Source organism: Halorubrum tibetense, from assembly GCF_042661865.1.
In the GTDB taxonomy this organism is placed as follows: Archaea; Halobacteriota; Halobacteria; order Halobacteriales; family Haloferacaceae; genus Halorubrum; species Halorubrum tibetense.
Window position 1 is genome coordinate 1 of sequence record NZ_JBHSWW010000054.1, and the last position, 12,960, is coordinate 12,960.

General features: G+C 55.0%; 10 protein-coding genes and 2 pseudogenes. 6 read left to right on the top strand and 6 right to left on the bottom strand.

Translation table 11 applies throughout. The features are described from left to right. Window positions 1-340: pseudogene (locus tag ACFQEU_RS05770) on the bottom strand (hypothetical protein); the annotation flags it as partial. A 656-nt stretch (window positions 341-996) separates the two neighbouring features. On the opposite strand from ACFQEU_RS05770, the gene ACFQEU_RS05775 reads away from it, so the two are divergent. After that, window positions 997-1,821, top strand: coding sequence for a glycosyltransferase (locus ACFQEU_RS05775; protein ID WP_379780172.1), 825 nt, complete (start codon window positions 997-999; stop codon window positions 1,819-1,821). Here the strand turns inward: ACFQEU_RS05775 and ACFQEU_RS05780 are convergent. Next, window positions 1,818-3,068 (bottom strand): TolB family protein, encoded by a 1,251-nt coding sequence (locus tag ACFQEU_RS05780; protein ID WP_379780174.1) that lies wholly within the window; start codon window positions 3,066-3,068, stop codon window positions 1,818-1,820. The genes ACFQEU_RS05775 and ACFQEU_RS05780 overlap by 4 nt on opposite strands. 94 nt (window positions 3,069-3,162) lie before the next feature. On the opposite strand from ACFQEU_RS05780, the gene ACFQEU_RS05785 reads away from it, so the two are divergent. Continuing rightward, window positions 3,163-4,275 carry a glycosyltransferase family 4 protein gene (locus ACFQEU_RS05785; RefSeq protein WP_379780176.1) on the top strand — a complete coding sequence of 371 codons (1,113 nt, stop codon included), beginning with the start codon at window positions 3,163-3,165 and terminating at the stop codon, window positions 4,273-4,275. A gap of 5 nt (window positions 4,276-4,280) precedes the next feature. Here ACFQEU_RS05785 and ACFQEU_RS05790 read toward each other — a convergent pair whose 3' ends face one another. Then, window positions 4,281-4,853: a class I SAM-dependent methyltransferase gene (locus tag ACFQEU_RS05790; protein WP_379780178.1), complete on the bottom strand. Its 573-nt coding sequence runs from the start codon at window positions 4,851-4,853 to the stop codon at window positions 4,281-4,283. An 863-nt stretch (window positions 4,854-5,716) separates the two neighbouring features. On the opposite strand from ACFQEU_RS05790, the gene ACFQEU_RS05795 reads away from it, so the two are divergent. The 3 genes from ACFQEU_RS05795 to ACFQEU_RS05805 all read left to right on the top strand — a co-directional run bounded on the left by ACFQEU_RS05795 (window position 5,717) and on the right by ACFQEU_RS05805 (window position 9,048). After that, entirely contained in the window at window positions 5,717-6,430 is a 714-nt protein-coding gene (locus ACFQEU_RS05795) for an O-antigen ligase family protein (protein ID WP_379780180.1), read from the top strand. Next, a complete protein-coding gene (locus tag ACFQEU_RS05800; RefSeq protein WP_379780182.1) occupies window positions 6,427-7,257 on the top strand; it encodes a hypothetical protein in 831 nt (276 codons plus the stop codon). The genes ACFQEU_RS05795 and ACFQEU_RS05800 overlap by 4 nt, the downstream gene beginning before the upstream one ends. A 63-nt stretch (window positions 7,258-7,320) precedes the next feature. Then, a complete protein-coding gene (locus tag ACFQEU_RS05805) occupies window positions 7,321-9,048 on the top strand; it encodes a hypothetical protein (protein WP_379780184.1) in 1,728 nt (575 codons plus the stop codon). Between the two features lie 26 nt (window positions 9,049-9,074). Here the strand turns inward: ACFQEU_RS05805 and ACFQEU_RS05810 are convergent, their stop codons facing one another. Beyond that, the gene (locus ACFQEU_RS05810; protein WP_379780187.1) at window positions 9,075-9,800 is read right to left on the bottom strand and encodes a hypothetical protein; all 726 of its coding nucleotides are present in this window, start codon (window positions 9,798-9,800) and stop codon (window positions 9,075-9,077) included. After that, a pseudogene (locus ACFQEU_RS05815) lies at window positions 9,767-10,715 on the bottom strand (transposase). Before ACFQEU_RS05815 ends, ACFQEU_RS05810 begins: the two are co-directional and overlap by 34 nt. Window positions 10,716-10,816: 101 nt before the next feature. Between ACFQEU_RS05815 and ACFQEU_RS05820 the strand changes: the two are divergent. Then, the gene (locus tag ACFQEU_RS05820) at window positions 10,817-11,845 is read left to right on the top strand and encodes a hypothetical protein (protein WP_379780189.1); all 1,029 of its coding nucleotides are present in this window, start codon (window positions 10,817-10,819) and stop codon (window positions 11,843-11,845) included. 24 nt (window positions 11,846-11,869) lie between these two features. Here ACFQEU_RS05820 and ACFQEU_RS05825 read toward each other — a convergent pair whose 3' ends face one another. Continuing rightward, window positions 11,870-12,829, bottom strand: coding sequence for a glycosyltransferase (locus tag ACFQEU_RS05825; RefSeq protein WP_379780191.1), 960 nt, complete (start codon window positions 12,827-12,829; stop codon window positions 11,870-11,872). Window positions 12,830-12,960 lie beyond the last annotated feature (131 nt).

Below are 12,960 nucleotides of genomic sequence, written 5' to 3' on the forward strand. Positions count from 1 at the left end.
CGGCCGCGAACGCGTCGCGGGCGAACCGCTCACGGACCGCCCCGACCGCGGCGCGGTACCGGAGGGGAACCGCGTCGTGGTCGAACACGCCGTTTCGGTCGCCGAACTCGAGGAAGCCCGCGTCCGTCAACCGGAAGCGGAGGGGGTCGCCCGCGACCAGCTCCGTGACCCAGAGGTGGCCCGAACCGAAGGGGTCGTGGGAGGCGTCCACGGCGGACGCGTCGGCGGTGGGAGAGATGTCCACGGCGGACGAATTCACGTCGGAGGAGGCGTTATCGGACTCGTCGCCGAGTACCGTCTCGACCGACGGACGCGGGGGGAATTCCTGCATGGAAACCATACCGACCGGGTCGGCGGGACGGGGTGAAAAGCTGGCGGGGGCAGAGACGAGACCGGGGAAGCTACTTCGTGATCATCGTCCTCTCCGTGTGGGGGAAGACGCGGGCGGATGCCCGCCGCCGTCGGCGAGTCCTACGACACCGACGAGTGAGCCGCGGCGGCCGTCGCCCGGCTCCGCCCCGTCGCCCGACTGGGGCCGCCGTCAGCCGTCGTCGAGTGCGGGTCGCGACTCGCGCAGTCGGGCGATCGTGCCGGGTTGCTTATAAACGCCCACAACACGGAGGGGGACCCATTAGGGTGTCCCAGCCCCTCGATACACGTGCTGGTGGACGACCCACTGGCAATCGACACATCGCGTCAGGACTGGTCTCCTCCTGTGGGGCGTCCCCCCCTGCCCCACGCCACCCACGCAACCCACGTTCCGGCGCGTCGTCGTAGCTCACCACCCATCTCCTTCGGTCGGTCTCGTCTCCCGTGACGGTTCCCCGTCGCCGGCGTGGCGCACCGTCGCGTTCGACGGCCTCCGTCCCCCGTGGCTCACGGTCCCCTCGCACGCCGGATCGCAACGTTCCTGTACGGGCCGGGTGTAGCCCGGATCGATGCGAATCCTTCGGGTCGCGCCGTGGATCTACCCTAATATCGACGGAGGCCGGCAGCATGAGTGACCCGCAGTTCTCGGTGTTGATCGCGACGTATGAGGGAGACGACGCCGACGATCTCGAACGCGCGATACGGAGCGTGATCGACCAGACAGTCCGGCCGGACGAGGTGGTCGTCGTCGAGGACGGTCCGGTGACGCCCGCGCTGGATGGAGTCCTCGACGAGTTGATGGCCGAGTATCCGGGCTTACTCCGGCGGACCTCGCTGTCACGCAACCAGGGACTCGGGGCCGCGCTGAACCACGGCGTCGAGACGTGCTCACACGAGTGGGTCGCACGAATGGACTCCGACGACGTCGCCGTCGCGGACCGGTTCGAGCGACAGCTGGAGTATATAAGTGAACACCCGGAGACGGACGTGGTCGGCGGGTATATCGGGGAGTTTTCGGAGGATCCCACCACAATCGAGACGGTTCGGGAAGTTCCAGCGACGCCCGAAGAGGTCCGATCGGCAGCCCGATTTCGCTGTCCGCTGAACCATCCCACGGTGCTGTTCCGGCGGTCCGCCGTCCTCGGTGTCGGGAACTACCGTCCGCTCCGCTCGATGCAGGATTACGATCTGTGGATGCGGATGCTCGCGGCGGGACACACACTGGCGAACGTGCCCACGGTGCTCGTCAAGTGTGAGGCGGGCGAGGACCTGTTCAACCGCCGTGGTGGCTTGGCATACGCGAAGACGGAGACGAGGCTCCAGTACGAGTTCCTCCGTCTGGGCGCGATCTCGCTTCCCGTGTTCTTTTTAAATATCTGCGCGCGGATCCCGCTTCGACTCCTGCCGAACGGGGTCCGAAGCGTCGTTTATCGGACGTTCCTACGGGATTAGCTCAGGATCCGGCTTACGTCCAGTATATAAGAGTCGCGGCGACCGGTGTGTGCGGAGTCGAAGGAGATCGCGGTTCCATCGGGGCTCCAACGAGGGTGAAGGTCACATCTCGTCTCTCCGGTGAATCGGAGCGGTTCGAAGAACCGTCCGAGTTCAGTCACGTCCTCGGTTTCGCGGTCGTACAACAGGAGTCGCCGTTTCCGCTCTCGGTCGGGATACGTGTCCGTCACAATGTATCGGCCGTCAGGTGACAGGGAGGGATGGCCGTCCCCGTAGTCGTCAAGTGCGCCGACGTATTCGGTATCTCCGGTATCCACGTCGAGGACGTGATACCCGTCCCCATGTGCTGCGGTCCGACCCCACACGAACAGCTCCGAGTCCGAGAGCCAGCAGTAGTGTGAGACGACGGTGTCGTCCATCACGACTCGGCAGTTCCCGTCGCGGTCGGCGACGTACAGCCGGGAGACGCGACCCTCGTCACCGTTCCAGCGGTGAAGGAAGACGAATCGCTCCCCAGTGGGATCGTAGAGTGCGTGGTTGAGGTAGTGCGCCTCGGGGGGTGCAGTCGTCTCCGAGCGATCGATGAGCGACTGGAGGGAGACGAGCAGTTCGTCGTCGGCGGAGTCCATCTCGACCCGCCATAGGCCGTCTGACTCGGGATCAGGAAGCGAACGCGGATCCCGACCGTATCCGTAGTCGGGCCGGTTGCGGTCCAGCCGATCGTAGTTCAGCGAGAGGAACTCGGTTCCATCCGGGTGAAGAGCCTGGATCGGGCGGTCGTACGTGGCGGCCGTCTCGCCGTCAGAGTAGACTTCTCGGGCGACGAGCCGGTCGGATTCGCGGTCGTTATACAGGACTGACTCGGCGGCGGGGTGCCACTGTGTGCGCGACCCTTGTTGTAGGTTCCACGCCAAAGAGGTGCCGAGAGTTGTGTGGTCGCCGTCGCGGTAGAGGCGGATATCGACGGCGTCTCCGCTGACCTCGTGGAGGAGGAAACCGTCCATTGAGGCGGTCCATGGATGGACATCGAAGTAGCCGAAAAATCGGTCGCGATCGGTCGGTTCGGCCCCATACCGGTCGGAGACGGTACTAAGGGTGGCGTCGTCGGCAACCGCGTACTCGAAGTCGCGGTCGGCGTAGGCGTAGTAGTTCACGCGCTGATATACCTCTTTTAGACGGCGTTTGAGGCCCGGAAACCGTTGGAGGACCGCCGCGATCCGTCGTTCGAGGCCGGAGTACTGGCTCATCGGATACGTGGAGTATCCACGGCGGGGTGTTTAGGCGTGTTCTCTCGGCCGTGAACAAGCAGCGTTTATCAGCACACGTACACACGTCCCGGATGTGACCACGGATATCCTCTATGTCGTTTCGCGCTTGCGACCCAGCGGCCCGACGAACCAGCTTTATTACATCCTGAACCACCTCGACGACGAGTTCGATGCGACGGTACTCACGCTCTCACCGGAGCCGGCGGACACGGAGCTCCCGCGGTTTCGCGAGCTCGACATCGAGTACGAGACGCTCGGGCTGTCCCGATGGGAAGGGTTGGCGTTCGGACCGCGGCGACTGCGCCGGAAGGTGTCCGAGATCGACCCGGATATCATTCAGACACAGGGGATCCGGGCGGATACGCTCTCGGCGCTGCTCCTCTCCGGATACCCGCGGATCACGACGATCCGGAACTATCCGTACGACGACTACCCGGCGAAGTTCGGGGAGCTACAGGGAAAGGCGATGGCGGCCGAGCACGTCCGGATGTACCGGCGGATCGACCACCCGGTCGCGTGTTCGGAGACGATCGCGGACCGGATTCGACCACACGGTGTGGACGCTACGCCGATACAGAACGGAGTGGACACAGAGGCGTATCAGCCGGTGGAGGACGCGGAGAAGGCCCGTTTGCGCGAGGAGCTCGGAATCCCCGAGTCGGCGACCGTCTTCGTCTCCGTGGGAACGCTGATCCCACGGAAGAACCCCCTCGACGTGATCGAGGCGTTTCAGGACGCGGCGATCGAGGACGGCGTGTTGTGCATGTTGGGTGATGGGTCGTTGGAAGCCGAGTGTGCCGAACTCGCGGCGGGCGACGATCGGGTTCGGATGGAGGGATGGGTAGACGATGTCGCGGCTTACCTCGGGGCATCGGACTTCTTCGTCTCGGCGTCGAGCTCTGAAGGATTACCCAACACCGTGATGGAGGCACTCGCGTCGGGCCTCCCGGTCGTGCTGTCAGATATTCAACCACATCAGGAGATACTCCAGTACAACTCGACGGTTGGAGCCGAGTTCGAACTGGGAGAGTCGGCAGCGCTTTCAGCGGTGATGGAGGAGATCATCGAAGAGAACTATCTGAGCATGACGGCCGGCGCGAGGGCAATCGTCACGGCGCATCTGAGTGCGGAGCGGATGAGTAAAGCGTATCAGGAGGAGTATCGGAACGCAGTAGTTCAAGAATAAGAGGGTCACTCCGAGAGAGAGCCATAGGCATACAATCCGAGCGGAGTGAACCCTGTCTTTTCTATCAACGATTTTATTATGAAGCCGAGATCCTTCGTATGGAGATCGTCTGTTACGTGAGATCGAACTGGGAAGGGTCGTATAGAGAACCCAGCAGAAGAGCACATTCGCTGAAGATCTTTCCACCGGAAGAAATTGATGTGTGCTGGCGGGATCCAGAAGTGACGTTGTGCCCATCCTGGATGTGCTCTCCGAATATCGTACCGGTTTGGAACGATCACGATCAGCGTCCCAGATTCGGATAATACCTCAGCAGCATCATTGAGTATCGACTGCGGGTCGTGGACGTGCTCTAAGACGTTATCGATAACGACAACATCAACGGAGCCGGTCACCTCCGATGGATCGAAAACATGTGGTTCGACAGGGACACCTCCGGAAGAAGCGACATCAGCGCGACCCTTGTCTGGTTCGAACCCGAGGTAATCGTATCCATTAGCTGTGAGGAGCTTGCCTAGTGCTCCGAAGCCAGAACCAATCTCTATGACTCGATTTCCAGTATCCAGTCTATCGATCAAATTCCGAGTGTAGTAGTGCCGACGCTTCGGTGTCGGGACCTCGGTATGACGGAGTTTGGAGACAGGATTATCTGCGATTGAAGACTCTGGAGGGTTCTCTACGAAGAGGAATCCACATGAATTACAAATTGAAATGTTAAACTCACCTATCGTTTTATTTGTCGAAGTCTCGCTAAATCCACAACAAGGACAGAGCCGTAGTGCCATAAGATATACTATAGAATGACAGAGGAGAACTTATAACATATGATTCACGATCAATGAGATATTCTTGTATGGCTGTTCATGAACCTTTTGTGGATTGTAGATTACCGTTAATATAAAACTGACCGTTACTCTCAAGTGTTTTAGAAGCGACGGTGTTGATGTTGCAGCATACTCATCGTTCAATAACAAGAGCCCAACCATTCTTTCTAGCGTTGTTTGTCTTCCTCATTATAACTAGTCTTTTAACTGTTACAGAACTGCCAAGAGTTTGGTTATTAGCACCAATAGGAGCTATAGCAGCACTCTCTGTATATATTGTATGGTTGAGAGAAACTAATTTGGAGATCCCGACTACAATATTCATGCCACTTTTCATAATCTATTCTATATATACATACCATGCCATCTTAAATCCGATAAATATAGAACTATTATCGCGTACAATTATATTTATACCCGCCTCATTTATATTACTATTTTTGATTTCAAAGAATGTAAGTAAGAGAATTTTTCTCCAGACGATTTCGTGTATTGCAAGTATAGTTTCAATCATAGGAATACCTTCCGCAATCATCGGGAGTTCGATCCCTTTAGTATCGGTTCACAGAACAGAAGATCTGTTAGGATTAGAATTCTATGTTATTGAATCAATATTATTGAATCCAAACCCACTGGGTGAATTACTTTTTATTGGTGCGGTGTCCAGTCTCGTCTGGGTTCGTAGACCATACTTAAAACACGGGTTGTTTTCGGTATGTGTCCTCGGATTATTTTTTGCTCAAAGTCGTGCCGCATTGCTAGGATTTGCTGCAGCAATAGCTGTGTACTTGATTGGCAGTGCGATCACGCGTGAGCAATTTACCCAGTTCATTCTTGTTTCGATTGCTGCCGGTACGACGGGATATCTCATGCTCTTACGACTTATTCCCGGACCTACGATCATTGAACAAGTGTATCTCTCGGGACGACTGGAGATCTGGTACGCTGCTATCGACGCAATCAAGGCTCAGCCGGTCTTCGGCCATGGCCCCGGTGATATGCCGACGATCGTAGGAGAATTCACTTCCGCAGCAGTTGGTGCAGGGATTTATAACTCGTTCCTCCGGCTGTTCGTCACGACCGGCATCATCGGTGGACTGTGTTATCTGTACATCTTCTTGTACTCGATCGTATCGCACACCAAGGTGATCGCTAGTCGTGAATCCCTCATTGTCCATGCACTCGTCATCGGCTTCGTCGTCAACGAACTGTTCTCGGGGAACTCGATCTTCGGACTAAGTACGACATCGGTCGTCGGAGCATTACTAATCGGATACTTGTTACGCGACATCATCGAGAACAGAAGCGATACGACATCCACAACAGCATGATTCGCACCGGTGTCTTCTACATCGCAACCGGCGATCAGTTCATCGCCGAAGCCGAACGCTCCGCACAGTCGGTTCGCGACGCTATGCCTGATGTCCCGATCGCGATCGCGACGGACGGCGAGCCGGAGTTCGCATTCGACCACGTGATCGAGATCGATGACCCGGATTACAGCTTCACCGACCAGATCGCGAATCTTCACCGATCCCCGTTCGACAGGACGCTCCATCTCGACACGGACATCTACATGGACGCCAACGCCGAGGAGCTGTTCGACGTGCTCGATCGGTTCGACATCGCGGTCGCGCACAACCACAACCGGAGCGTCTACGATCCGCCGGGCGTCCCGGACAGCTTCCCGGAGTACAATACGGGCGTCGTCGCGTACAGAAACGACGACGCCCTCCGAGAGTTCACACAGTCGTGGGACGAGGTATATAAGAACCTCTACGACGGCGGAAACCCACAGAACCAGCCCTCCTTCCGGAAGGCGCTATACGAGTCGGACCTCCGGATCGCAACCCTGCCGCCGGAGTACAACCTCATGCTCCGCTATCCAGGCCACGCGGTTGGGGAAGTAAAGCTGTTCCACGGGCGGCTCCTCGACATCGACACGCCGGGCGCAGGCAAGTACACTGACGTCGAGGAGGCAGCGGAGACAATCAATGCGACGACAGACCATCGCGTGTTCACGCAGCTGGGCGGGATCTCCGTCTACTCGAACGACGAGTCGAACCCGATCAACAAGATCCGGATGGGGATCTGGCGGCACGGGTTCGTTGGCGCGTTTCGTCGAGGAATCTCGAAGATCCGAAACCGGTTCGATTGAGCATCCGGATCGAGCTTCGACCGTCACCGTTCCTGTTTTACCCTTCGCTGCCGCGTCTCCCGTATGGCCGAACTGATCTCGCTTTGCGGACGCGGCGGTACGGTCGACACCTATACCGCCGCCGATCTCGAAACAGTCGCAGACCGGATCCTCCCGGAAAACGCGCCCCGGAACGTCGAGGTCGTTCGCGACGACGGGGTGCTCACCTGTCGGATCAACGCGCCGGAGTCGCTTCCGACCCACGGGACGAGCACGTGTCTCGGGCGGCTGATCCCGCGGACCGACGACTGGCACGATCCCGGCGCGCCCGTCGCGGACGGGAGCTACGGGATCGTCCGCGTCGACTCGGGCGCGATCGAGCTGGTCGCTGACGCGACCGCCTCACGCACGATCTACTACCGGCTGTTCGAGGATCTGCTCGTCGCCTCAACTTCCCAGCGTGCGATCGCTCACTTTGCCGACGAGTTCGTGCCCGACGAGCGGGCGATTGCATGGATGATCTCCAGCGGGAGTCTCGGACCCGGACAGGCGTGGGACGCGCGAACCGAATACGTTCCGCCCGGCGGGAACGTTCGGATCGATCGATCGACATGGGAATTAACGGAGACGACGACAGAAGTCTCATCATTCTTTGAGATCAAAAACCGAAGTCGAGAGGAACATCGTGAGGAACTTAGTCAATCAATTGAGACGACGATTCAAAATCTCGATATTGAACCCGATAGCTGGGTTCTCGCGTTATCGGGTGGAATGGATAGTCGAGGGTTGATTCAGACCCTCCACGACAGATTGGGGCTGACCGCGATCACGTGGGGGACCGCGGAAGCACTCGACCATCCCGATAGTGACGCTGTTCGGGCACGCGAGCTTGCGGACGCATATGGGATTCCGCATGAGTATTACGAACTGCCACAACATCCCTCTGACATAGGTACGGTGTTCGACCGGTTTGTTACCGCTGGAGAAGGTCGGATCGACCACATATCTGGATATCTGGACGGCTTCAGGACCTTCAAAACACTCGCTGAAGACCACGTAGGCATTATCCGTGGGAACAATCCGTTCGGCTGGTCGGCAGTTTCATCCCAAACACAGGTCAGGCGAATGGTTGGCGGTCAATTAATCTCCGACTATGAAGTCATGCCGTCACTGTCGATCCCTGGTGCGGACGCACAACAGTGGCCGGCCGAGTTTGCGCAAGCTGATGACGAGTCGCTAGCGACGTGGCGTGATCGCTTGAAGCTGACGTATCGATTAGCAATAGTTCAGTCGGCATTGACATCCCTCAAAACACCCTATATTGAAGAAATAAACCCGTTCCTCAGCCGAGAGATCATTCAAACCGTTTGTACTCTCCCAGACAAACTTCGGACCGAGAAACGACTGTACCACGAGTACGTTCAACAGCGGAGTCCGGATGTGCCCGTCGCGACGCGATCGGCGAACCCGGATACGGAACGACTTCTTAACAGCGACGCGTCTATCGAGTTCCTCCGGGATCGGCTAGATACCGATCACGCACGGTCGGTTCTCGGCGACGAACTCATCGATCACGCTTTCAACGAATTGGGTGACTCAGGAGAGACGACGGAGGACGAATCAGGGTCAGTGATCGATACGATCAAACGAGAGGTCGGGTCGCAGCTTCCGCAGTCGGTTATTCAGCGAATCGAGGAATACACACCTGTAGAACGACCGTCGATCTCCATGTACGAGGGTCGCCTCGGATTTCGACTGTATATCATCGTAACAATGTCACAGAAGTTAGAAAACGACGGGCGAGTTCTGTAACCGCCGATCGAGATGCCGGAAGACCACTAACACTCAAGAATCGTGTTCAATTCCTGTAGGATGTTTTCAACTGCATCCGGTTTGAAGAACCGTTCTCTATCGAACCGTCTTCTTTGCTCTCTATTCATTTTACCAACCAGCTCATCGGCGGTTGAGATCGTTGCCGCGGTTCCATCCTCAACGAGCGGTTGTAACACGTCTGACCCGTCCGTATCGAACACGAACGTCTCCAAGTCGAAGCACAACCCCTCGTACACTGCCGTCGATCCGACACCCACCTGAGCGGTGGACTCGGCAAAGAGTCGATAGAGCGGGGGCTCGGGTTCGTCAATCACTCTAATGTCCGGTTCCGCCAACCAGGGATACTCATCTTCCCAACGATCGTACTCGCCGGGGTGAAGTTTGTAGACGACCTCGTGATCGATCCGGTCGTCTTCGTGGACCTTGAGGGCGAACTGTGAGAGTTCGCGCCCGATGGTTCCCTGTGAGATGAACAGGAGCTGTTCGGCAGGTTTGACGTCGTCGTACGCGTCGAGCCGTTGTTCGAGGTACGGGTAACCGACGGGGATCACGCGGTCATCGGGGATCGGGAACCGAGCGTTCTCGTTCCAGAACTCGCCGAACGTCAGGAGGTAGTCGGGGAATGTCGTCTTGGTTTCGTTCTCCGGGAAGGAGTATCCGAAGTGGTGATCGTGCTTCCCGGATTGTCTCCGCGTTCTTAGTTGGTGATTGCGACGACGAGACGAAGACACAGAGCGAGGAACACCTGTGCTCGTGCGTGAACGCGGCCTCGGGCGTGCGTTCGCCCGAGGCCGCAGTCCTTCACTGATTCGTTGGTTCTTTCGACTCCAGTACGGCGGTTGTACGTCTCATCCAACGTGGTCTGCTTCAGCTGAACGTCCTCGCTGTGTTGTTTGATGCAGTCTTCGACCCTGTACTCGATGTCTTTTGGGTCGTCGGTGTTTCGCGCGTTGTACGGGGCGACTGGCACGACCCTTGCGGCCAGCAGGTGGTCGTGCCAGTCGAGCGGTCGTAGGCGTTGTCACCGATCATCCAGATCGGTTTGGCGACGGCGAGAGCGTCACGCGTGACGCGCATCGCCGTCTCCTCTGGCGCTTGTTTGCTTTCGGTGAACTCCGCTGCAATTGGGATTTTTTGCCCGGTCGAGATGATTGTACAGCCGTAGCCGTAGTAGTACTCGTCGTCGGTTGGATCGTAGCACTTCGACGCGTCTTGATCGGCGGGCATCGCCCTCACGTCGGTTGAATCGGTACAGTAGGTCAAGTCGAGCAGGCCGCGGCGGGCGGCCTGCTCGACGAGTCGGTCAAAGACCTCGTCAACGACGTGTTCGAGGTCGGTGGGAAAACGATCGACCACATCTCTCGACGGCGGTCGCTCGAACCCACAGCTCAGCCAGATAACGTGTTCCGAAGTTCTCGTTCAACGGGACGAATGCCGTAGATGTCCTTGTAATAGCAGTGGAGAAAGCCACGCATCAGCTCTGGTGGTTCGTGGTCTCGGGTTCGCCCCGTCTCCCCCGGGACGAACACGTCGTACTCTTCGAGAAACTCGAAGGAGAGGTACTCGAACAGCGCTAGCGTCTCTGTCTCCACGACATTGAAGAACGAGTTTACCGAAGGATCATCTTGCAGGGTCGCTGAACTCATTCCACCTCAGCGGTCACCCTGCTCTCCGGTATGCGAACTGTTCTATGACACCTTCTTAATCCATACAATATATACGGATCCACTTGTGACTGGTGATATAGATGATAAATAAGGTAGTGGATGCTTGGCGAAAGAAGGGAGCAAGATATGTAGCTCAGAGGGGATTAGAAAAAGCAACTGGACATATAGAACGAAATACCATAGAACAGACCAAATACGCACTTCCGTATCTTGTACGTAAGCACAACAAATCTGCAATAAAAGCTATGTCTGAAGTTGTGGACTCTGGTATTGGTAAACCGATCTCTTTTACCGATCTGAATAGTTATAAAACAAGCGATAGGATATTTATACTTGGGTCTGGGAGTAGTATAAACAACATATCAAAAGAGAAATGGGAACATATCGAAAGACATGATTCAGTTGGTCTTAATCGATGGCCAGTTCATGATTTTGTTCCAACATACCACGTGTTCGAAATACACAGTAACTGGTTTCCTCCGTCAGATGACCCCGGTATGGTAAAGTTCGGTGATGTATTTATTGATATGCTTAATAAAAGAAAAGGGGCCTACTCCAATACAGCTACGATATTGAAGGATACAACTAGTTTAGCAAATACTGATGCTGTAGACCACATACCAAGCTGGTTAAAAAATAGGTTGATAATATCCCGAGATTCAGAATTCAAGCGATTCGTAGATTGGGAGTCAACAAGTAAAAAAAACCGTCTGTTACTTGCGTACCTATACAATAGCGGCTATTTTGATCAAGGAAATATCGATGTTCTATACAGGAAAAGAGGTTCAATCAGCTATCTGATTCACCTATCTGTGGTACTTGGATACGACAGCATTGTATTATGTGGTGTTGATATGACAGATTCAAACTATTTTTTCGAGTCTTCAGAGTATATGGAAGGTAATATACCGATACCAAAAGTCAGGACAAGAAACAAAAGCGAGTCTAAACATCGTACCGTTGACCCGCACGTTGGAAAATTAACTCTCGATCAGGTCATCTATGATATGAATGATGTGATCTTAAATGCAGAAAATATAGACCTTTATGTTGAAAACAAAACATCGAAATTACATCCGGAAATCCCAGAGTATAATAACCTCAACTGAATTTTATTGGACAGAAAATATAATTTATTCTTTATTACTACAATTCTCGTCGGATTCACAAATATTCGAGACACGTTCGTGTATTCGTTTGACTTTCGGCGTCCAGTCAGCACATTGGGCTAGCTCTTTTTTCCCGGTGGTAGTGTTTTCCCATGATAGGGCGGTTGAACATGCGTCCGCGAACGCACATGACTGCACAGCGGTGTGGAGATAGATACCATCTTCAACGTATCTCTCCGTCGACGGCAGGCCACAGCCGACGACCGGCAGCCCACTAGCCAAGTACTCGTGGAACTTAAGCGGGAATACGGCCTTGTTGTACTCAATCTCTCGATATGGCATTAGCCCAACATCAAGGCTGTTCATAACTTGTGGGACATCATCGGGATCAACGGCACCAATCCAGGTGACGTTCGAAATTTTCCGTATTGAATCGGCGTTGCCCTCACTATCTGGACCAACGAGCACAATGTTCCACGAGGGATTCTTTCTCGCAACGTCTCCTAACAACTGGTAGTCGATTTTTTGTTTCATCTTCCCAACAAACCCTAGCCGTGGTGGTTCGATCTGTTCGATACGCCCGTACCTCTCTGTGGTTTCAAACTTCTTTAGATCAACACCTGTTTCTTCTAGATAGATTGGAGAGTCGGTGTATCGACTAAGCTTGGCGTATAAATATTGAGAAGATGTAAATACAATATCGGTATGCTTCAGAATCTTAATCTCACTTTGTTGGCTCAAACGTGCACCAATTTCATTTCGGAATCTCTCTATTAGCCCCATTTCGTAGTTGTATTTCCACCCAGATGTTGTATGGTTATCACTACAATCATAAACTACTGCATCCCAGCAATCACTATCCTGTGGAATAAACGAGAAGATCGGATAATAGTACCAGAGAACATTATTTTCTGAAGTTATCTCCTCCAGTTCACGTCCTATCACTCTTTTGTAATAGAACTCAAATGGATTCTCATCAACCAACCGAGTAGGGACTCGAATTTGACGTAATCTTGTTGGAACTCAGCTTTGCACGTTGAAGTAGGTGCATGACGTAGGCGGTGGCAAGGACGGATGATGCCGATTACGGAGTTCTTGTCGTGTACGCGTGTGTT